Origin of the sequence: Pelomonas sp. KK5, assembly GCF_001984095.1 — a bacterium.
Taxonomy (GTDB): Bacteria; Pseudomonadota; Gammaproteobacteria; order Burkholderiales; family Burkholderiaceae_C; genus KK5.
This window is the reverse complement of the sequence record NZ_LYVQ01000056.1, coordinates 12,325-32,502: the sequence shown is the minus strand read 5'-3', so window position 1 is coordinate 32,502 and position 20,178 is coordinate 12,325. Positions and strand designations below refer to the sequence as shown.

Below are 20,178 nucleotides of genomic sequence, written 5' to 3'. Positions count from 1 at the left end.
GGGCCGAGCCCGGTGCGGCTGGCGGTGCTGCTGCTGGTGCCGGCCACGGTGGCCGTTTCCCACTGGCTGCAGCCGGCCCAGTTCTGGACGCCGGTGCCGGCCGCCGATCCCGAGGCCTTCCGCGGCCTGGCGATCACCGAGCCGGTCGTCGAGGCCCAGGGCCGGCTGCTGGCCGATGCGCTTGCCGCGCTGCCGCCGCCGCGGCCGGGGCGCATCGAGATGTACGGCGCCACCTTCGCGCCCTATGCCTCGCAGAACGTGTTCCTGCGCGAGAGCGGCGTCGTCACGAAGACGATGCAGCAGCGCTTCGACGGCCGCATCGTGCAGCTGGTGACGAACAACGCCACCAGCCTGTCGCTGCCCTGGGCCACGCCCTCGAACCTGCACCGGACGATCACCGGCATCGCCCGCGTGATGGACCGCGAGCACGACGTGCTGTTCCTGCACCTCACCTCGCACGGCGGCTACGACGGCAAGCTCGCCACCGAGAGCTGGCCGCTGGAAACCGAGCCGGTCACGCCGCAGCAGCTGCGCGCCTGGCTGGACGAGGCCGGCATCCGCTGGCGGGTGCTGTCGATCTCGGCCTGCTACTCGGGCAGCTGGATCGCGCCGCTGGCCGGCGAGGGCACGCTGGTGATGACCGCCGCCGACGCGATGCACACCTCCTACGGCTGCGGCTCGCGCTCGCCGCTGACCTTCTTCGGCCAGGCGATGTATGTGGACGCGCTGAACGAGACCCTGTCCTTCACGGAGGCGCATGTGAAGGCACGCAGGCTGATCGACGAGCGGGAGAAGGCCGCCGGCAAGACCGACGGCTACTCGAACCCGCAGATCAGCGAGGGCGCGGGCATCCGCGAGGTGCTGGAGCGGCTGGCGGCGCAGCAGGAACGGTGACGATCCTCAGTGCCTCAGCCACCATGCGGCGCAGGAGATCACCAGCGATCCACCCGCCACCAGCAGCAGGCCGCTGACCACCGTGCGCAGCAGCGCCGGGCTCAGCGGCGGCATGTAGCGCTTCTGCAGCCAGCCCACGCCGTGGACCACTGGCAGCGCCGAGGCGCTCAGCAGCGCCGAGTAGGCCGAGAAATGCCCGCTCGCCAGCACCAGGGCAAGGCGCAGGATCTGGTTGACCGCGAAGATCAGCACCAGGCACTGCCGCACCAGCTCGCGCGGCAGCGGCTGGCGATAGAGCTGGTAGACCATCGGCGGCCCGGCGCTGGAGAACAGGCCGCCGAGGAGGCCCGAGAGCGCGCCGACCGCCGCGAAGCTGCGCGCGGACGAAACCGTCTCGCGCGGCTTCGCATCGCTGAGCAGCGCCGCGGCACAGCCGAGGATCGCCAGGCCCAGCAGGCCGCGCAGCAGCTGCAGCGCATTGCCGCTGAGCCAGGCCAGCAGCGCCACGCCGACGGCCACGCCGGCCAGGCTCGGCAGGATCGCGGGCTTGATGACGCGCCACTCAGGCTGCAGCCGGTGCAGCCGAAAGAAGGAGGCGGCATTGACCAGGGTCAGCACCGTGGCCGCGTTGGCGGCGTCGACCACCGGCGCCAGGTCCAGCATCGCGGCCAGGCCCAGCAGCACCAGGCCGAAGGCGAAGCCGGTCAGGTTCTGGACGGCCGTGGCCACCGCCACGCAGGCGATGAAGCCGGCGTAGTGGCCGATCTCCTGGGGGCTCATGGCGCGACGGTCTGCCGCACCGCGTGCGCCCAGCGGGCCATCCGTTCGCCGCGCGCTGCCGTGTCCAGACCCGGCTCGAAGCGCCGGCCGGGCCGCCAGAGCGAGGTCAGTTCATCGAGCCCGGAGAAGGTCCCTGCCGCGAGGCCGGCCAGGAAGGCCGCGCCCAGCGCCGTCGTCTCGGTGTTCTCCGGCCGGATCACCGGGATGCCCAGCAGGTCGGCCTGGAACTGCATCAGCAGGTCGTTGACCGCCGCGCCGCCGTCCACGCGCAGCTCGGTCAGCGGCTGTGCGTCGCGGGCCATGGCCTCGATCAACGCGGCGCTCTGGTAGGCAATGCTCTCCACGGCCGCGCGGGCGATGTGCGCCGCCGTGCTGCCGCGGGTCAGGCCGACGATGCTGCCGCGCGCCTCCGCATCCCAGTAGGGCGCGCCCAGGCCGGTGAAGGCCGGCACCATCATCACGCCGCCGGCATCCGGCACGCTGGCCGCCAGCGCCTGCACCTCGGTGCTGGACTTGATGACGCCCAGCCCGTCGCGCAGCCACTGCACGACGGCGCCGCCGACGAACACGCTGCCCTCCAGCGCGAACTGCGGGGCGGCCGAGGCCTGCGCCGCGTTGCTGGTGACCAGGCCGTGCTGCGAGAGCCGCATCTCGCCGCCGCCGTGCATCAGCAGGAAACAGCCGGTGCCGTAGGTGTTCTTGGCGAGGCCCGGACCGAAGCAGGCCTGGCCGAACAGCGCGCTCTGCTGGTCGCCAGCGATGCCGCCGATCAGCACCGGCGCGCCGAACAGCGTTGTCTCGCCATACGCATAACTCGAAGGATGGACGGCGGGCAGCAGGGAAGCCGGAATGTTCAAGAGGTCCAGCAGCTCCGCATCCCACTGCTGGCGGGCGATGTCGAAGAGCATCGTGCGCGAGGCGTTGCTGACGTCGGTGGCATGGACGCGGCCTTCGGTCAGCTGCCACAGCAGCCAGCTGTCCACGGTGCCGAAGGCCAGCTCGCCGCGCTCGGCGCGGGCCTGGGCGCCGGGCACCTGGTCCAGCAGCCAGCGCAGCTTGGGGCCGGAGAAATAGGCGTCGATGCGCAGGCCGGTGCGCTGGCGGAACTTCGCTTCCAGGCCGCGCTCGCGCAGCGCGGCGCAGATCGGCTCGGCGCGGCGGTCCTGCCAGACGATGGCGCGGTGCAGCGGCTCGCCGGTCCGGCGGTCCCACAGCAGCGTGGTCTCGCGCTGGTTGGTGATGCCGATGGCGGCGATGTCGGCGGCCGTGGCGCCGGCCTTGGCGAGCGCCTCCTGCGCGGTGGCGAGCTGGTCCTGCCAGATGCGGCGCGGGTCGTGCTCGACCCAGCCGGCCTGCGGGAAGTGCTGCGGCAGCTCGCGCTGGGCCATCGCGACGATGCGGGCCTCGCGGTCGAAGACGATGCTGCGCGAGCTGGACGTGCCCTGGTCCAGCGCGAGCAGGAAACGGCCGCCCTGGCTCACTGGTGCCCCTCGGGCGGGTACGCCCGATCCCCCGGGGGGATGCGAGCTTGCTTGGAGCGGTCCGGCGCGGCGCTCATGACGTGACGCCGCCCAGGCACAGGTACTTCACCTCCACATAGTCCTCGATGCCGTGGCGCGAGCCCTCGCGGCCCAGGCCCGACTGCTTGACGCCGCCGAAGGGCACCTCGGCCGTTGAGATCAGGCCGGTGTTGACGCCGACCATGCCGTATTCCAGCGCCTCGCCGACGCGGAAGATCCTCCCTACGTCCCGGCTGTAGAAGTAGCTGGCCAGGCCGAACTCGGTGTCGTTGGCCAGGCGGATGGCCTCGTCCTCGGTCTCGAAGCGGAATACAGGCGCCATCGGGCCGAAGGTCTCCTCGCGGGCGCAGAGCATGTCGGGCGTGGCGTCGGCCAGCAGCGTGGGCGCGTAGAAGCGCTCGTCGATGCGGCGGCCGCCCTCGACCAGCCGCGCGCCCTTCGATGTTGCATCGGCAACGTGGCGCTCGATCTTCAGGATCGCGTCCTCGTCGATCATCGGGCCCTGCGTGGTGCCGGCCTCGAAGGGGTTGCCGACCTTGATCGCGCGCACCTTGGCGGCCAGCTTCTCCACGAAGGCCTCGTAGACGCCGGACTGCACATAGATCCGGTTGGCGCAGACGCAGGTCTGGCCGGCGTTGCGGTATTTGCTGATCAGCGCGCCCTCGGCGGCGGCGTCGAGGTCCGCGTCGTCGAAGACGATGAAGGGCGCGTTGCCGCCCAGCTCCAGCGAGAGCTTCTTGATCGTCGGCGCGCATTGCTTCATCAGGATGCGGCCGACCTCGGTGGAGCCGGTGAACGAGAGATGCCGCACCACATCGCTCTCGCACAGCGCCTGGCCGATCGCGATCGACTGCGGCCCGTCGCCGGTGACGACGTTCAGCACGCCCGGCGGCAGGCCGGCCTCGACCGCCAGCGCGGCCACGGCCAGCGCCGACAGCGGCGTCTGCTCGGCCGGCTTGACGACGACGGTGCAGCCCGCGGCGATGGCCGGCGCCACCTTGCGCGTGATCATCGCGATCGGGAAGTTCCAGGGCGTGATCGCCGCGCAGACACCCACCGGCTCGCGCAGCACCAGGTAGCGCTTGTCCCTGTCGGTGGTCGGGATCGTCTCCCCGTAGACGCGGCGCGATTCCTCGGCGAACCACTCGATGAAGCTGGCGCCGAAGCCCACCTCGCCGCGCGCTTCCGCCAGCGGCTTGCCCTGCTCGGCGGACATGATCGTGGCCAGGTCCTCGGCGTTGTCCTGCAGCAGGCGGAACCAGCGCTGCATGATCGCGGCGCGCTGCTTGGCCGGCAGCGCGCGCCAGGTCTTGCCGGCGTTGTTGGCGGCAGCGATGGCGGCTTCGGTCTCGGTGGCGCCCAGGCTGGCGACGGTGGCCAGCACCGCACCCGTCGTCGGGTCGGTGACGTCGAAGCGGCTGCTGCCGGCGAGCCATTCGGAGCCGATCAGCGCGTCGGTGCGCAGCAGTTCGGGGCGGGCGAGGCGGTCGAGGGGCGTGTTCATGTTCGTGCTCATGCGGCTTTCAGTTCGTTCGTGTCGGGCTCGGGCAGGCCCCGGTAGCGGCGGGCCAGCGCCTCGAAGGCCTGGATCTCGGCCTCGGGCACCGGGCGGCCCAGTTCCTCGGCCAGCAACGCGGCGACCGGGCGGGCCAGTGCCTCGGCTTTGGCTGCATCGAGGAAGAGCAGGCGGCTGCGGCGGGCGAGCAGGTCTTCGACGGTGCGGGCCATCTCGAAGCGCACCGCGAAGCGCAGCATCGCCTCGCTGAAGCCACCAGTGCCGTCGCGCCAGAGCCATCGGCCGGCGCCGGGCAGCGCGCGCAGCGCGGCCTGTTCGTCGCCGTACAGGTGTTCGCCGGGCGGCTGGGCCAGCGAGCCGCCGGCCCGGGCGGGCGCGCCGACCAGCCGCAGCTCGGACGTGGCGTCCTTGCCGCCTCGCGCGGGCAGCAGCTTCGCATCGAAGCAGCGCTGCATCACGTCCTCGGCCATCGCGCGGTAGGTGGTCCACTTGCCGCCGGTGACGGTGACGAGGCCCGAGCGGCCGACGATCACCGTGTGCTCGCGCGAGATCTTCTTGGTGCTGCCGGCGTCGTCGTCGTCCGGCTTCACCAGCGGACGCAGGCCGGCCCAGACCGAGAGCACATCCTGGCGGCGCGGGGCGCGGGCCAGGTAGTCGGCGGCTTCCTTGAGGATGAAGCCGATCTCCTCCTCGGTGGCGCGGGGCTCGGCGGGCAGGTCGCTGCGCGGCGCGTCGGTCGTGCCAAGCAGCGTCTTGCCCAGCCAGGGCACGGCGAAGAGCACGCGGCCGTCGGAGGTCTTCGGGACGATCAGCGCGTTCTCGCCGGGCAGGAAGGCGCGGTCGACGACGACGTGCACGCCCTGGCTGGGCGCCACCATCGGCTGGCGTGAGGGCGAGCCCGGCTCGCGGTCCATGTCGCGGATCGCGTCCACCCAGACGCCGGTGGCGTTGACGACGGCGCGGCTCCGCAGGGTGAAGCTCTCGCCGGTCTCGGCGTCGCGCACGGTGACGCCGCTGATGCGGCCCTTCTCGCGCAGCAGGCCGGTGGCGGGGCAGTGGTTCAGCACGGCGGCGCCTTGCGAGACCGCGCTGCGGGCGAGGGTCACCGCGAGGCGGGCGTCGTCGAACTGTCCGTCCCAGTAGCGCACGCCGCCGGCGAGCTGCGCGGGGTTCAGGTTGGGCAACGCGGCCTTGGCCTTCTGCACGGAGAGGAGTTGGGTGGCGCCAAGGCCGCGGCTGCCGGCCAGCGCGTCATAGAGCTTCAGCCCCAGGCCATAGAAGGCCGGCTCCCACCAGCGCCGCGCCGGCATCACGAAGGCCAGCGGCTGGGCCAGGTGCGGTGCGTTGGCCAGCAGCGTGGCGCGCTCGTGCAGCGCCTCGCGCACGAGGCTCACATTGCCCTGCGCGAGGTAGCGCACGCCGCCGTGGACCAGCTTGGTGGCGCGCGAGGAGGTGCCTTTGGCGAAATCCTCTGCCTCGATCAGCGCGACGGCGAAGCCGCGCGCGGCGGCGTCCAGCGCCACGCCCAGGCCGGTGGCGCCGCCGCCGATGACGACGAGGTCCCACTGGGGGGTGTCGCGCAGCCGGGCGAGTTGCGCGGCGCGGTCGATCGGGGTACTCATGTCAGCTGATCACCGATTGCTGGGCGATCCCGGCGTCCACGAGCACATGCTGGCCGGTCATGCCGTCGCTGTCGTCGGCGGCCAGGAACAGCGTCGGCCGCGCCACATGGCCGGGGTCGAGACGGATCTTCAGGCACTGGGCGTCGAGGAACTGCTGGTCGGCGGCCGGGTCGCGGTGCAGCGCGGTCTGGCGCTCGGTGACGATGGCGCCGGGCACGATCGCATTGACGCGGATGTTGCGCGCGCCCAGCTCGCGGGCCAGCGTGCGCGTGAGGCCCAGGATGCCGGCCTTGGCGGTGGTGTACCCGGCCAGGTTCGGCCGGCCGCGCATCCACGAGACCGAGCCCATGTTGATGACCGAGCCGCCGCCGGCCGCGGCCATGCCCGGCGCCACCGCCTGGATCGCGAAGAAGTAGTGCTTGAGGTTCAGCGAGATGCGGTCGTCCCAGTAGGCGGAGGTGACGTCCTCCATCGCGTGCCGGTCGTCGCGGCCGGCGTTGTTGACCAGCACGCGGATCGCGCCCAGCTTCTCGCCGACGCGGCCCAGCAGTGCCTGGTAGGCGGCCACGTCGCGCACATCGCAGGGCTCGAAGTAGGGTGCCGCATGACCGGCAGCCACGACGGACTCGACGACCGCCGGCCCACCATCGGCGCTGAGGCCGCAGAAGGCCACGCGCGCCCCCTGGGCGGCGAAGCTGCGGACCAGCTCGGCGCCGATGCCGGAGCTGCCGCCGGAGATGAAGACGACGCGGTCCTTCAGCGAGGGATAGATCGTGGTGTTGCTCATCATGATGCGGGTCATTTCACGAAGTTCGCCGGGAGGCCCGGCACGTCCACGCGCAGCTCGAGCACGCGGCCGGAGAGCGGCATCGCGGCCAGCTCGTCCGCCGGGCGCTTCTCGCTCGCGGTGGTGATGTAGAGGGTGCGAAGGTCAGCGCCGCCGAAGCAGGGCATCGTGGGGCAGCGCACCGGCAGTTCGATGGTGCGCAGGATCTCGCCCGCGGGCGACAGGCGCAGCAGTCGCGCGCCTTCAAACATAGCGACCCAGAGGCAGCCCTCGGCGTCCATCGCGGCGCCGTCGGGGCGGCCGCCGTAGCTGTCCAGCGAGGTGCCGGGCTCGCGGCGCGGGAAGGTCTTGAAGACGCGGCGCTGGCCGTTCTCGACGGCGTAGAGCGTGTGCCCCCAGGTGTCGGACCAGTACATCGTCCTGCCGTCCAGGCTCCAGGCCAGGCCGTTGCTGACGGTCACCTCGCCGGCGATGCGCTCAAGTACAGCGTTACGCCAGCGGTACAGCGAGGCGGCCGGCTTGTCGCGCGGCTCGTAGATCGTCCCGACCCAGAAGGCGCCGTCGGGGCCGGCCTTGCCGTCGTTGAAGCGCTCGACGGCGGCGTCGTAGGGCGCGTCGGCGAGCTTGTGCAGGGCGTCGCTGGCCGGATCGAAGGTCCACAGCCCGTCGCGCCGCGCCAGCATCAGGCCGCCGGCCTCGCGCGGGGCGCAGCAGGCCACATCGCTGTCGAAATCCCACTGGCGATGTGTGCCGGTCGACGGTTCATAGCGGTGCAGGCGCCGGCCGACGATGTCGCACCAGTAGAGCGCCTGCTCTGCGGCGTGCCACAGCGGCGATTCGCCGACGATGCAGGGCGGGACGGGCAGGGCTTTCATCATGCTTGGATGTCCAGCCGCATCGAGGCGGCGAGCGTGGCGCCAGGCGCCAGGGCGACGAGGCCGCGGGCCAGCGGGTCGGGGAAATGGACCGCGTCGTTGACGTGGCTGACCGGCTCCACGCAGAAGAAGTCGCGGCCGGGTGGCGTGAAGACGACGGCGCGATTCAGCGAGGACGTGAGGCGCAGGCGGAAGACCTCATCCTCGATCTGCGCGGCGCCGCGCCAGCCGGTGAAGCAGTGGTCCCAGGCCAGCGTGGCCACGTCGGCATCGATGCCGTCGATCGACACGGCATGCGTCGGGATCTGCCGCTCGTCCACCTCCCAGCGCTGGGCCAGCGTCATCCGCAGATGGCTGCGGTCCCGCCGAGGGAAATACGGGTGCCAGCCGAGACCGACCGGCTGCTCGCGGCGGTCGGTGTTGGTGAGCTGAAGCGTCATCGCCAGCGCGTCAGCGTGCAGCTCGAAGCGCTGCTCGGCGATGAAGGCGAAAGGCCAGTGTTCGTCAGGCTCATGCTCGTAGCGCAGCGTGGCCGAATGATCGTCGGCCTTGACGACGGACCAGGCGCGCAGCCAGCCGACCCCGTGCAGCGAATGCGGGCTGTCTCCGAAGTTCGGCGCCGTCGCGAAGTCCTCGCCGCGCCACGAGAAGCGTCGGTCGCCCAGCCGGTTCGAGTAAGGCACGAGCGGGAAGCAGGCCGAGCCGCGCGGGCCTTGCGCAAGCACCTCGCGCCCACCCTGCCAGAGCCCGGCGATGCTGCCGCCGAGATCCGGCCGCAGCAGCAGCCGCATCTCGCCCGCCCTCAGCTCCACCGCTTGCATAACGAGTTACCTCACCAGCCCGCCGGCAGCACGTCGCGCAGCGCGACCGCCTGGCCCGTCTCGATGCTGCGATGCGCGGCCAGGCCCGTGGCCACGCTGCGCAGGCCTTCCTCCAGCGTGATCTCAGCCGGCTTGCCGGTGCGGATCGCGTCGAGGAAGTGCTGGTGCTCGATGTAGGAGGCGCCGAAATGCTGGCCCGCGTACTTGATGTTGGTGTCCCACACGCGGCGCACCGACACGCCCTTGCCGCTGCCCGAGGGCTGGCCCCAGACCTCGCGGCGGCCCCAGTCCTCGCGGCGGCCGTAGCGCAGCGTCAGCGAGGGCAGCAGCGATTCCAGCTTGCCCTCGTCGCCGACGATGACGATCTGCTCGTTGTCCACCGAGTTCTCGGCGAACATGCACAGGTCCAGGCTGGCGCGCGCGCCGCTCGGGTACTCGACGATCACGAAGGCGCTGTCGAGGATGTCCGGGCGCTGGCCGCCATAGCTTTCGTCCAGGTGGTTGACGCGCTGGCCGCCGCTGGCGAACACGCGCAGCGGCTTCTCCTTCAGGATCAGGTCCATCAGGTTGAAGTAGTGGCAGCACTTCTCCACCAGCGTGCCGCCGGTGTTGGCCGTGAAGCGGTTCCAGTCGCCCACCTTGGGGTAGAAGGGCTCGCGGTGCTCGCGGATCGCGACCTGGTGCATCGTGCCGACGGCGCCCTGGTGCGCCATGCGGATCATCTCGGCCACCGGCGGCATGTAGCGGTACTCCTGCGCCACCCACACCAGGCCCTTGCGGCCCTCGGCCCGGCGCATCATGTCCACGCCGTCCTCCACCCGCGTCACCAGCGGCTTCTCGACCAGGATGTGCAGGTCGGTGGCCAGGGCGTCGCGCATCATCTCGATGTGCGTGAAGTTGGGCGTGGCGATGACGACCGCGTCGCACAGGCCGCTGGCCAGCAGTTCCTTGTGGTCGGAGAAGGCCTTCGGCGGCGAGAAGGGCAGCAGCGCCATCGCGGCATCGAGGCTGGCGGCGTGGGTGTCGGCGATGGCCGTCACCAGCGCCCCGGGCAGGGCCTTGATGTTCTCGATGTGCTCGCGGCCCATGCTGCCGCAGCCGATGATGCCGTAGCGGGTGATCGTCTTGTCCATGATGCGTGATGGAGGGAGGTGGGTGGGTGCAGGAGGGAGTCTGCGCTCTTAGAAGGTCGTTGCGATGCCCACCGAGGTGGCGCGGACCTTCAGGCCGAAGTTGTCCGGCGCGAAGCCGTTCAGCGAGTTGGCCGAGTTGGCGTCGTTGCTGACCTGGGCGATCGAGGCGTACAGCTCGGTGCGCTTGGACAGGAAGTAGTGGTAGCCGATGCCCCAGCCGGACGAATCGCAGTCGGTGCAGTTCTTCAGCTTCTTGCTGGCGAAGTTGACCCACAGCTCGCTCTGGGCGAACCAGTAGGAGGCGCCGAGCATCCAGTCGTGGCCCTTCAGCTCGGTGCTGGCGACCGACTTCATCTGCCACGGGTGGATATTGCCCCAGAGCTTGAAGCCGGGCATCACCTCGTACATCGCGCTGGCGAGCTGCTCGCTGACCTTCTGCTTCAGGCCGCCGCCGGCCGGCACCGTGCCTTCCTTGGTGGTGGCCGCGACCGAGGCGTACAGCGGGCCCTTGCGGTACTCGATATTGCCGCTGAACAGCTTGCCGCTGCCGGCCGCGTAGCCTTCCGGCGCCTCGGCCGAGAGCATCGCGGTGAAGCCGCCGCCGAAGGTGGGCGTCTTGTAGACGATCTGGTTGTCCTCGAAGGCCGAGGTGATGCCCAGCGAGTAGATGCCGCCGGAGATCGTGTCCAGCGAGCCGGCCGCCTTGATCGGCGAGGCGCTGGCGCGGATGCGGGCGAAGTTGCTGCGCTGCACCGACTGCAGCGCGCTGTAGCCGTGCAGCTTCAGCGGGCCGGTGTCGTCGGCGAACAGGAAGGACCAGAAGATCGGCGTGTACTGACGGCCCAGCGTCACCGTGCCCCAGTCCTTGCTGGACAGGCCCACGTAGGAGCCGGCGTTCCAGAACTTGGCGGCGCTCTGCGCGGCGCCGGTGTCGGCGTTGAAGCGGTGCTCCAGGTAGAACAGCGCGGAAAGGCCGTCGCCCAGGTCCTCGTTGCCGCGCATGATCAGGCGCGAGGCGGTGTAGGTGCCGCTGTCCACGCGCTTCATCTTGTTGACGCCGGTGTCCACGTACTGCAGGCCCATGTCCACGCGGCCGGCGATCGTGACGTTGCTCGTCTGCGCGAGGGCGGCGGTGCCGGTCAGCGCCAGGGCGGCGAGGGTCAGTGCGGTCTTCTTCGTCTTCATGTCGTCTCCGTCTTTTGTTGCGGTGGTGGTGGTGAGAAATGCGTCGGGCAAAGCTCCGCCCGGCGGGCCCGTCTTCTCGACAAGCCCGGTTGGTGATTCAGTTGTTGCGAGTGAGGGTCAGCCCTTCAGCCCCCCCTGCGTCAGGCCGCCGACGACGCGCTCCTGGAACACGGCGATCAGTATGGCCACCGGCACGATGGCGACGATCAGTGCGGCCGAGATCGTCGGCCAGGGGAAGGTGAACTCGCCCTGGTACAGCGAGATGCCCACCGGCAGCGTGCGCATCGTGGCGCTGGAGTTCAGCGACAGGGCCAGCAGGAACTCGTCCCAGGCGTTGACGAAGCCGAGGATGCCGGCGGTGAACACGCCCGGCGCGGCCAGCGGCACGACGATCTTGAACAGCGCGCCCATGCGCGTGCAGCCGTCGATCATCGCGGCGTTCTCCAGGTCCTTGGGGATGCTCTGGAAGAAGCTCACCAGCACCAGCGTGCAGACCGGCAGGTTCAGCACCGTATAGGGCAGCACCAGGGCCGTGTAGGTGTTGAGCAGGTCGAGCTGGCGCATCGTCTCGAAGATCGGCACCAGCAGCGTCACCAGCGGGAACATGCTGGAGGCCACGATGCAGGTCAGGATCAGCTGGCGGCGCTTCAGGTTCAGCCGCGCGATCGCATAGGCGGCGCCCGAGGCCACCAGCAGCGAGAGCGCGGTGGACAGGATCGCCACCATGAAGCTGTTGCCCAGGTACTTCAGCAGCGGCTGGTCGGTGAAGGCGCGGACATAGTTCTCCAGCACCGGGTTGTGCGGCCAGTAGGTGATGGGCTTGCTGACCAGCTCGCCCTCGGTCTTCAGCGAGGTGAGCAGGATCCACACGGCCGGGAAGAAGCCGTTGACCACCACCATCGTGGCCGCCACGAAGCGCAGCCATTTGGAAGAGAACAGGTTGTTCATCAGGCATTCCCTCCGATGCGCTTCAGGTAGAAGCCGGTGACGACCAGCGAGATCAGGAACATCAGCACCGCCAGCGTGGAGCCGTAGCCGACGTCGAGGTAGTCGATCGTGGTGGCGTGGATCAGCATGGCCAGCGTCTGCGTGCTGTTGCCGGGGCCGCCGTGGGTCATCGTCACCGGGATGTCGAAGGTCTGCAGCGCGGTGATCGTGCGGAAGATCAGCGCCACGATGATCGAGGGCATCAGCATCGGGATCGTGATCTGCCAGAACTGCTGCAGCTTGCTCGCGCCGTCCACCTCGGCCGCCTCGTACAGCGATTTGGGAATCATCTGCAGGCCGGCCAGCAGGATCAGCGCCATGAAGGACGAGGTCTTCCAGATGATGGCCAGGCAGATCGCCGCGAAGGCCATGCGCGGGGACAGCAGCCACATCGTCGGCTCCAGGCCGAAGGCGCGGCGCAGCAGATCGTTGACGACGCCGAACTCGGTGTGGAAGAACCACGCGAAGATCAGGCCCACGAAGGCCAGCGGCAGCGCCCAGGGCAGCAGCAGCGCCAGGCGCACCGGCCAGCGGCGGCGGAAGGGCAGATTGGCCAGCATCGCCAGGCCCAGGCCCACCACCAGCGCGCCGGGCACGGTGACCAGCGTGATCAGCAGCGTGTTGCCGGTGGCGTTCCAGAAGTCCGGATCCTTCAGCGCCATCGCGTAGTTCTCGATGCCGACGAATTTCGCCGCGCCGCCCGAGAGCCGCAGGTCGAAGAAGCTGTTCCAGATCAGCTTGCCGATCGGGTAGACGACGATCAGCGCGAGCAGCACGAAGGCCGGCGCCAGCAGCAGGAAGGCGAGGGTCTTCTCGCCCGGATCCTTCAGTTTGTCGAACATGGTGAGTTGTCCGGTGGCGTTGTGTTTGGGGCCGAGCGCCGGGCCGCCCCAAGCCGGCCCGTTTGGCGAGGCTTGCGGCTCGAAGCCGCGAGCCTCGTCGTCCCCTCGGGGGACCGACCGGGCGAGCCCGCGTTCAGCGGGGCGAGACTGGGCGAGGGGCTCCATGGTTAACGCATCACGCGGCGCAGGCGGGATTCGATCTCGGCGACGCCTTCATCGGGCTTCTTCGTGCGAGCCAGCACCGCGCTCGTCGTCGTGCGGATCGCATCGCTGACCTGGCCGTAGTCGCGCGACAGCGGACGGCTGCGGCCGGCCACCACCACCGGGCCGGCGTCCTTGAACCAGGGCACGGCCTTGACCACGTCGGCATCGGTGTAGACGCTGGCGTAGGTCGGCAGCAGCGAGCCTTCCACCGCCAGGAACTTGCTCGCCTCGGGGCTGGCCAGGAACTTCACCAGCTTGGCGCTCTCGGCCTTGGACTTCGAGAAGGCGCTGACCGCCCACTGCCAGCCGCCCACGCAGGTGGCGCTCTTGCCGCCGGCCATCGCCGGCAGCGGCATCACGCCGATCTTGCCGCCGACCTTGCTGTCCTTGTCGCCCTGGAAGCGGTCCCAGGCGAAGCCCCAGTTGACGGCGAACACCACCTGGCCGGCCTTGAACTCGTTGACCGTGTCCGGCGTCTTCACCTCGGCCACGTTCTTCTTGATGACGCCGGCATCGACGAGGCTCAGCCAGGTCTGCAGGCCCTTGGCGGCGGCGGGCTTGTCCAGCGTCAGCTTGCCGGCGGCGTCGTTGAAGTCCTTGCCCTGGCTCCAGTAGGGCAGCAGGAAGGTGCAGACCGCGCCCTCGATCGGCGCGCCCTGGATGGACAGGCCCTGCAGGTTCGCGTTGCCTTCGCCGGCCTGGATCTTCTTCGCGGCGGCGCTCAGCTCGTCCCAGGTCTTGGGCTCGGCGATCTTGTACTTCTCCAGCAGGTCCTTGCGGTAGTACATGAACAGCGCGTCGGCGAAGGCCGGCATCGCCGCCAGCTTGCCGTCGATCACGTCGGCCGAGGCATAGAAGGGCAGGTAGGGCTTGAGCGCGGTGGCCGGCGCGCCGAGGTAGGCGTCCAGCGGCTCCAGCCAGCCGGCGCCGTAGTACTGGGCCGGGTTGACGATGTCGATCATGTAGATGTCGATCGCCGGGTCCTTGGCGTTCAGCACGGTGCTGAGGTACTGGCGCTGCAGCTCGGAGGTGGCGCCGCCGGTCTCCATCTCGACGCTGACGCCGGGGTTCTTCTGCTGGTACTGGTCGAACAGCTTGCGCATCAGGTCCGGGCGCTGGCCGGAGCCGCCGGCGAACACGCGCAGCTTGGTCGTCTGGGCCATCGCGCCGGTGGTGGCGCCGATGGCCAGCAGCAGCGTGGCGGCAGCGGCGATGAAAGTGCGTTGCATGGATGTCTCCTTGTTTTCGTGTCTTGTCGGTCAGGCCAGGGCCAGGCCGCTCTGCGGATCGAACAGGTGCAGGTGGGCGGGGTTCAGGTGCAGCTTGACGGTGGTGCCGGGCGGCTCGCGGAAGTTGGCGGCCAGCCGCGCGATCACCTCGCTGGCGCCGAGCTTCAGGCTCACCAGCGTCTCGGAGCCCAGCGGCTCCAGCAGCGAGACCTGGGCGGGCACCGCGATGTCGCCGGCCTCGGGCGCGAGGCGCAGGTTCTCCGGCCTAACGCCCAGCTTGCTCTGACCGCTCTTGCCGGCCAGCGCCGGCGGCAGCGCGACCTGGATGCCATTGCCCACATCGGCCTGGCCGCCGCTGACGGTGGCGTCCACGAGATTCATCGGCGGGGCGCCGGTGAAGCCGGCGACGAACAGCGCGGCGGGGCGGTTGTAGATCGCGTCCGGCGTGTCGTACTGCATCTTGTGGCCGGCGCTGAGCACGGCGATGCGGTCCGCCAGCGTCATCGCCTCCACCTGGTCGTGGGTCACGTAGATCATCGTGGCGCCCAGGCGCTCGTGCAGGCGCTTGATCTCGCTGCGCATCTCCTGGCGCAGCTGCGCATCGAGGTTGGACAGCGGCTCGTCGAACAGGAAGACCTTGGGCTGGCGCACGATCGCGCGGCCGATGGCGACGCGCTGGCGCTGGCCGCCCGAGAGCGCTGCCGGCTTGCGCTCCAGCATGTGGTCGATGCGCAGCAGCTTGGCGGCGTCCATCACGCGCTTCCTGATCTCGTCCTCCGGCGTCTTGCGCAGGCGCAGGCCGAAGGCCATGTTGTCGTACAGGCTCTTGTGCGGGTAGAGCGCGTAGTCCTGGAACACCATCGCGATATCGCGGGCGCGCGGCGGCTTGTCGTTGACCCGCTCGCCGTCGATGCGCAGCTCGCCGCCGCTGATCGACTCCAGCCCCGCGATCATGCGCAGCAGCGTGCTCTTGCCGCAGCCCGACGGGCCGACGAAGACGGTGAACTCCCCGTCCTTGATCTCCAGGTCGATGCCATGAATGATGGGGATCTTCCCGTCGTAGCTCTTGGCCACGTTCTTCAGTTCGACGGCAGCCATCAGTAGGCTCCTTGCGGCTTGGCCGCGGTGATGGTTTCGTTGCGGACGGCGGCGAGCGCGGCCTGCGCGCTGCGCATCAGCAGGCCCAGGTCGGAGGCGATGGCGACGAAGTCGAAGCCCATCTCGCGGTACAGCGCGCAGACCTCGGGCGTGCCGCCGACGGTGCCGATCGGCTTGCCATGGGCCTTGGCGGCGGCGATGGCGCGGCGGGTCTGCTCCAGCACGGCGGGGTGCGTGAGCTGCCCGACATGGCCCATCGTCGCGGACAGGTCGCCGGGGCCGACGAACAGCGCGTCGACGCCGGCCGTCGCGGCGATCGCATCGGCCTGCTCGATCGAGGCCGTGGTCTCCAGCTGCACGATCACGCTGACGCCTTCGTTGGCGGTGGTCAGGTAGTTCGGCGCGGTGCCGAAGCGCGAGGCGCGGCTCATGCCGGCCATGCCGCGCGTGCCTTCGGGCGGATAGCGGCAGGCGGACGCAGCGGCGCCGGCCTCGGCGGCATCCTGCACGAAGGGGAGCAGCAGGGTCTGTGCGCCGGCGTCCATCGCGCGCTTGATGGCGACGCTGTCGTTCCAGGGCACGCGCACGACCGGGGTCATCTTCGTCCCGGCGACGGCCTGCAGCATGTGCACCAGCGTCATCAGGTCGATCGGCGTGTGTTCCATGTCGATCACGCCCCAGTCGTAGCCGGCGCAGCCGATCGCCTCGGCCACCAGCGGGCTGGCGGACATGATCCAGGTGCCGACGGGGTTCTCTTTCGCCAGCAGTTGCTGGAAGGGATTCGTCACGGTTGTCTCCTTGTACTTTTAGAAGATCTCGGGTTCGGGCGAACTCGCGTCGCCTTGCAGGAAGTCGAAATCGCAGCCCTCGTGGGCCTGCTGGACGTGGTCCTGGTAGAGCTTGACGAAGCCGCGCTTGGCGGTGCGCGGCGGCGGCGTCCAGGCGGCGCGGCGGCGGGCCAGTTCCTCGTCGCTAACCTTCAGTTCAAGCGTACGCGCCTCCACGTCCAGCGCAACCAGGTCGCCGGTCCTGACCAGGGCCAGCGGGCCGCCCACCGCCGCCTCCGGGCTGATGTGCAGGATGCAGCTGCCGTAGTGGGTGCCGCTCATGCGCGCGTCGGACAGGCGCACCATGTCGCGCACGCCGCGGTCCAGCAGCTTCTTCGGGATCGGCAGGCCGCCCCACTCGGGCATGCCGGGCGCGCCGACCGGGCCGGCGTTGCGCAGCACCAGCACGGTGTCCTCGTCCACGTCCAGCTCCGGGTTGGCGCAGGCCTTGTGCATCTCGGCCGGTGAGTCGAACACCAGCGCGCGGCCGGTGTGGCGGAAGAACTTCGGGCTGGCGGCGCTGGACTTCATCACCGCGCCTTCCGGCGCGAGGTTGCCGCGCAGCACGGCTAACGCGCCGGCTGCGCTGACCGGCCGGTCGAGCGGGCGGATCACCTCGTCGTCCAGGCTCTCGCGGCCGTCGATGTTCTCGGCGATGGTTTTGCCGGTGACGGTGAGCTCGCCGAGCGAGAGGTGAGGGCGGATGCGGTTCATCAGCGCGGGCAGGCCACCGGCGTAGTGAAAATCTTCCATCAGCCGGTCGCCGCTGGGGAACAGGTTGGCCAGCACCGGCACCTTGCGGCCCATCGCGTCCAGGTCGGCCAGCGTCAGGTCCACGCCGGCGCGGCGCGCCATCGCGACGACGTGCACCGCCGCGTTGGTGGAGCCGCCCAGCGCCATCTGCACGGCGGCGGCATTCAGGAAGGCGCCGCGGGTGAGGATCTTCTGCGGGGTCAGGTCTTGCCAGATCATGTCGACGATGCGCTCGCCGCAGCTTGTCGCCATGCGCACGTGGCCGGCGTCCATCGCGGGTATCGCCGTGGCGCCGGGCAGGGCGAGGCCCAGCGCCTCGACCATCGAGGTCATCGTGCTGGCGGTGCCCATCACGTTGCAGGTGCCGGGCGAGCGTGTCATCTTGGCTTCCAGGCCGATCCACTCGCATTCGGACACCTGGCCGGCCTGGTATTCGTCCCAGAACATGCGGGTGTGCGTGCCGGCGCCGACGCTGCGCTGCGGCTCGCCGCGCTTCAGGTAGCGGTCGCTCAGCATGCCGCCGGCCGGGCAGAAGATCACCGGCAGGCCGGCGCTGGTGGCGCCCATCACGGTGGCGGGCGTGGTCTTGTCGCAGCCGGCCAGCAGCACCACGCCGTCGATCGGCAGCGAGCGCAGCAGCTCCTCCACCTCCATCGCCAGGAAGTTGCGGTAGAGCATCGTGGTGGGCTTCACCATCACCTCGCCCAGGCTCATCGCGGGCAGCTCGAAGGGCATGCCGCCGGCCATCAGGATGCCCCGCTTGACGCTCTCGGCCCGCTCGCGCAGGTGGGCGTGGCAGGGCGAGAGGTCGCTCCAGGTGTTGATGATCGCGACGACGGGCTTGTCCAGCACGTCCTCGCGGCGCAGGCCCATCTGCTGGATGCGCTGGCGGTGCGCGAAGCCGCGCATGTCGGTGGCAGCGAACCAGCGGCGGCTGCGAAGTTCGTCAAGCGAACGGCTCATGGCGATTGCCTTCTTGTCTCCTGTCGTGTTACCGGTAACATTAAGGCATCATGTTACCGGTACACATCGGTGGAAACCCTAGGTCAATGAAATCGACGACTTCCGACGACGCGAACCGGCGCCAGCGCCGCGGCCACGGCCGGCCGACCCTGCATGACGTGGCCGATGCGGCCGGGGTGACCCGCATCACCGTCTCGCGCTACATCCGCGAGCCCGGCAAGGTGGCGCCCGAGACGGCGGCGCGCATCCAGGCGGCCATCGAGCAGACCGGCTACGTGCCCAACCACCAGGCCGGCCAGCTCGCCAGCGGGGCCTCGCGCATCGTGGCGGCGCTGATCCCGAACGTCGGCCACTCGATCTTCGCGGAGACGATCCAGGGCCTCACGGAAGGCCTGCGCGACAGCGGCCGCGAGCTGCTGCTGATGGCCACCGGCTATTCGCTGGAGGTCGAGGAGACGCAGCTGCGCACGCTGCTGGGCTGGGCCCCGGGCGCGCTGGTCGTCACCGGCCGCCACCACACGGCGAGCGCCTTGCAGCTGCTGCGCGATGCGCATGCGGGCGGCACGGCGGTGGTGGAGATCTGGGACCATCCTGAGCACGAGGCCAACGCCGAGGGCTTCGCGCGCATCGGCTTCGACCACCGGGCCGTCGGCCGCACGATGGCCCGGCACCTGATCGAGCAGGGCCACCGCTCCTTGGCCTACGTGGACAGCGGCGTGGCCGAGGACTACCGGGCGCACGAGCGGGGCCAGGGCTTCGCGGCCGAAGCCAAGGCGGCGGGCGCCCAGGTGAAGGTGCTGCCGGCCGGCACCGGCGACGCCTTCGATGCCGGCCGCGCGGTGCTGCGCGGCCTGGGCGCGGAAAGCTCGATCACCGCCGCGGCCTTCGCCAACGACCATCTGGCTTGCGGCGCGCTGATGGAGGCGCAGGCCCTGGGCATCGCGGTGCCGGGCCGCCTGGCGCTGCTGGGCTTCGGCGATTTCCCGATCGGCCGCCAGCTCACGCCGGCCTTGTCGACGATGCGGCCGCCGCGCTCCGAGATCGGGCAAGCCGCGGCCGAGGCCGTGCTGGAGGCGCTGTCCAGCGGCGAGGAGCCGGGCAGCCGCACGCTGCCGTGCGAGCTGATCGTGCGCGGCAGCTCGATCGCCGCGTAGCCGCTCAGAGGTCCAGCACCAGCCGGGCCGACTTCGCCCGCGAGCAGCAGGGCGTGAACTGGTCGTGGGCGGCCTGCTCCGCGGGGGTCAGGTACATGTCGCGGTGGTCGACCTCGCCGTCGATCACGCGGGTCAGGCAGGTGCCGCAGACGCCTTGCTCGCAGGAGGTCGGCAGCTCGATGCCGCAGGCCGCCAGCGCCTGCACGACGCTCTGCTCGGGCCGAACCGGAATGACGCGGCCGCTGCTGGCCAGCATCACCTCGAAGGCACCGCCCGCCGTGGGCACGGCAGCGCCGAAGAACTCGTAGTGCAGCCGCCCCTCGGGCCAGCCGGCGGCGCGGGCACTGCCCAGCACCCAGTCCATGAAGCCCTTGGGCCCGCAGACGTAGAGATGGGTGTCGTCCTGCCGATGCGCCTGCAGCAGGGCATCGAGCGGCAGCCGCTGCGCAGCCTCGCCGCCGTCGTCGTAGTGATGCATGGCTCGCCGGGCGAAGCCCGAGGCGGCGATGCGCGCACGAAAGGCCGTGCGCTCCGGCGAGCGGCTGCAGTAGTGCAGCGCGAAGGAGGCGCCGCTGGCCGCCAGCCGCTCGGCCATGCACAGGATCGGCGTGATGCCGATGCCGCCCGCCAGCAGCAGGCTGTGGCGGGCGGCATGGGCCAGCGGGAAGTGGTTCTTCGGCGCGCTGATGCGCAAGACCTGTCCCTCGCGCACCTCCTCGTGCATCGCCCGCGAGCCGCCGCGCGAGGCCGGGTCGCGCAGCACGCCGATCAGGTAACGGTGTACTTCACCAGGCTCGTTGCAGAGCGAGTACTGGCGGGTCAGGCCATTCGGCAACTGCACGTCGATGTGCGAGCCGGCCGAGAAGGGGGGCAGCGCGGCGCCGTCCGGGCGGACGAGCTCGAAGCTGGCGATGTCCAGCGCTTCGGGGGTCTTTCGTGCGACGTGCACCTCGATCATGGCCCGCTCCTTTCAACTGGTGGAATCGAC

At 70.3% G+C, this 20,178-nt stretch carries 18 protein-coding genes; 2 read left to right on the top strand and 16 right to left on the bottom strand.

Going from position 1 to position 20,178, the window contains the following annotated elements; translation table 11 throughout:
• On the top strand, positions 1–894 hold an 894-nt coding region (locus B0W88_RS11205), incomplete at its 5' end, for a C13 family peptidase (protein ID WP_233151688.1).
• Between the two features lie 6 nt (positions 895–900).
• Here the strand turns inward: B0W88_RS11205 and B0W88_RS11200 are convergent.
• From B0W88_RS11200 to araD, 15 genes are all read right to left on the bottom strand, one after another.
• On the bottom strand, positions 901–1,674 hold the full coding sequence (locus B0W88_RS11200; RefSeq protein WP_077034741.1) for a TSUP family transporter: 774 nt from the start codon (positions 1,672–1,674) through the stop codon (positions 901–903).
• Entirely contained in the window at positions 1,671–3,155 is a 1,485-nt protein-coding gene (gene glpK / locus B0W88_RS11195) for a glycerol kinase GlpK (protein ID WP_077034740.1), read from the bottom strand. Before glpK ends, B0W88_RS11200 begins: the two co-directional genes overlap by 4 nt.
• A 73-nt stretch (positions 3,156–3,228) precedes the next feature.
• Positions 3,229–4,698 (bottom strand): NAD-dependent succinate-semialdehyde dehydrogenase, encoded by a 1,470-nt coding sequence (locus tag B0W88_RS11190; RefSeq protein WP_233151687.1) that lies wholly within the window; start codon positions 4,696–4,698, stop codon positions 3,229–3,231.
• An 8-nt stretch (positions 4,699–4,706) separates the two neighbouring features.
• Entirely contained in the window at positions 4,707–6,332 is a 1,626-nt protein-coding gene (locus B0W88_RS11185; protein ID WP_077034738.1) for a glycerol-3-phosphate dehydrogenase/oxidase, read from the bottom strand.
• Position 6,333: 1 nt separating this feature from the next.
• The gene (locus B0W88_RS11180) at positions 6,334–7,122 is read right to left on the bottom strand and encodes an SDR family NAD(P)-dependent oxidoreductase (RefSeq protein WP_233151686.1); all 789 of its coding nucleotides are present in this window, start codon (positions 7,120–7,122) and stop codon (positions 6,334–6,336) included.
• A gap of 8 nt (positions 7,123–7,130) precedes the next feature.
• A complete protein-coding gene (locus tag B0W88_RS11175; protein ID WP_077034737.1) occupies positions 7,131–7,997 on the bottom strand; it encodes an SMP-30/gluconolactonase/LRE family protein in 867 nt (288 codons plus the stop codon).
• Complete coding sequence (locus tag B0W88_RS11170; RefSeq protein ID WP_077034736.1) at positions 7,994–8,815, bottom strand: aldose 1-epimerase; 822 nt, start codon at positions 8,813–8,815, stop codon at positions 7,994–7,996. Before B0W88_RS11170 ends, B0W88_RS11175 begins: the two co-directional genes overlap by 4 nt.
• A gap of 11 nt (positions 8,816–8,826) precedes the next feature.
• Positions 8,827–9,948, bottom strand: a complete 1,122-nt coding sequence (locus B0W88_RS11165; RefSeq protein ID WP_077034735.1) for a Gfo/Idh/MocA family protein — start codon at positions 9,946–9,948, stop codon at positions 8,827–8,829.
• A 48-nt stretch (positions 9,949–9,996) separates the two neighbouring features.
• Positions 9,997–11,133, bottom strand: a complete 1,137-nt coding sequence (locus B0W88_RS11160) for a porin (protein ID WP_077034734.1) — start codon at positions 11,131–11,133, stop codon at positions 9,997–9,999.
• A gap of 117 nt (positions 11,134–11,250) precedes the next feature.
• Complete coding sequence (locus B0W88_RS11155) at positions 11,251–12,081, bottom strand: carbohydrate ABC transporter permease (protein WP_077034733.1); 831 nt, start codon at positions 12,079–12,081, stop codon at positions 11,251–11,253.
• A complete protein-coding gene (locus B0W88_RS11150; protein WP_077034732.1) occupies positions 12,081–12,962 on the bottom strand; it encodes a carbohydrate ABC transporter permease in 882 nt (293 codons plus the stop codon). Before B0W88_RS11150 ends, B0W88_RS11155 begins: the two co-directional genes overlap by 1 nt.
• A 167-nt stretch (positions 12,963–13,129) precedes the next feature.
• Positions 13,130–14,395 (bottom strand): ABC transporter substrate-binding protein, encoded by a 1,266-nt coding sequence (locus B0W88_RS11145; RefSeq protein WP_077034731.1) that lies wholly within the window; start codon positions 14,393–14,395, stop codon positions 13,130–13,132.
• Positions 14,396–14,425: 30 nt separating this feature from the next.
• Positions 14,426–15,493: an ABC transporter ATP-binding protein gene (locus B0W88_RS11140; protein ID WP_077034730.1), complete on the bottom strand. Its 1,068-nt coding sequence runs from the start codon at positions 15,491–15,493 to the stop codon at positions 14,426–14,428.
• Positions 15,493–16,281 (bottom strand): HpcH/HpaI aldolase/citrate lyase family protein, encoded by a 789-nt coding sequence (locus tag B0W88_RS11135; protein ID WP_077034729.1) that lies wholly within the window; start codon positions 16,279–16,281, stop codon positions 15,493–15,495. The genes B0W88_RS11140 and B0W88_RS11135 overlap by 1 nt, the downstream gene beginning before the upstream one ends.
• Before the next feature lie 18 nt (positions 16,282–16,299).
• A complete protein-coding gene (gene araD, locus B0W88_RS11130; protein ID WP_077034728.1) occupies positions 16,300–18,036 on the bottom strand; it encodes an L-arabinonate dehydratase in 1,737 nt (578 codons plus the stop codon).
• 86 nt (positions 18,037–18,122) lie between these two features.
• On the opposite strand from araD, the gene B0W88_RS11125 reads away from it, so the two are divergent.
• Positions 18,123–19,190 (top strand): LacI family DNA-binding transcriptional regulator, encoded by a 1,068-nt coding sequence (locus B0W88_RS11125; RefSeq protein WP_077034727.1) that lies wholly within the window; start codon positions 18,123–18,125, stop codon positions 19,188–19,190.
• A gap of 4 nt (positions 19,191–19,194) precedes the next feature.
• Here the strand turns inward: B0W88_RS11125 and B0W88_RS11120 are convergent, their stop codons facing one another.
• A complete protein-coding gene (locus tag B0W88_RS11120; protein WP_077034726.1) occupies positions 19,195–20,148 on the bottom strand; it encodes a PDR/VanB family oxidoreductase in 954 nt (317 codons plus the stop codon).
• Positions 20,149–20,178: the final 30 nt, after the last annotated feature.

Coding starts and splice junctions, on each gene's coding strand:
- B0W88_RS11185 (WP_077034738.1), bottom strand. CDS start 6,332: ATGAGTACCCCGATCGACCGCGCCGCGCAACTCGCCCGGCTGCGCGAC.
- B0W88_RS11155 (WP_077034733.1), bottom strand. CDS start 12,081: ATGAACAACCTGTTCTCTTCCAAATGGCTGCGCTTCGTGGCGGCCACG.
- B0W88_RS11145 (WP_077034731.1), bottom strand. CDS start 14,395: ATGCAACGCACTTTCATCGCCGCTGCCGCCACGCTGCTGCTGGCCATC.
- B0W88_RS11180 (WP_233151686.1), bottom strand. CDS start 7,122: ATGATGAGCAACACCACGATCTATCCCTCGCTGAAGGACCGCGTCGTC.
- B0W88_RS11165 (WP_077034735.1), bottom strand. CDS start 9,948: ATGGACAAGACGATCACCCGCTACGGCATCATCGGCTGCGGCAGCATG.
- B0W88_RS11175 (WP_077034737.1), bottom strand. CDS start 7,997: ATGATGAAAGCCCTGCCCGTCCCGCCCTGCATCGTCGGCGAATCGCCG.
- B0W88_RS11200 (WP_077034741.1), bottom strand. CDS start 1,674: ATGAGCCCCCAGGAGATCGGCCACTACGCCGGCTTCATCGCCTGCGTG.
- araD (WP_077034728.1), bottom strand. CDS start 18,036: ATGAGCCGTTCGCTTGACGAACTTCGCAGCCGCCGCTGGTTCGCTGCC.
- B0W88_RS11190 (WP_233151687.1), bottom strand. CDS start 4,698: ATGAACACGCCCCTCGACCGCCTCGCCCGCCCCGAACTGCTGCGCACC.
- B0W88_RS11120 (WP_077034726.1), bottom strand. CDS start 20,148: ATGATCGAGGTGCACGTCGCACGAAAGACCCCCGAAGCGCTGGACATC.
- B0W88_RS11125 (WP_077034727.1), top strand. CDS start 18,123: ATGAAATCGACGACTTCCGACGACGCGAACCGGCGCCAGCGCCGCGGC.
- B0W88_RS11160 (WP_077034734.1), bottom strand. CDS start 11,133: ATGAAGACGAAGAAGACCGCACTGACCCTCGCCGCCCTGGCGCTGACC.
- B0W88_RS11170 (WP_077034736.1), bottom strand. CDS start 8,815: ATGCAAGCGGTGGAGCTGAGGGCGGGCGAGATGCGGCTGCTGCTGCGG.
- B0W88_RS11150 (WP_077034732.1), bottom strand. CDS start 12,962: ATGTTCGACAAACTGAAGGATCCGGGCGAGAAGACCCTCGCCTTCCTG.
- B0W88_RS11140 (WP_077034730.1), bottom strand. CDS start 15,493: ATGGCTGCCGTCGAACTGAAGAACGTGGCCAAGAGCTACGACGGGAAG.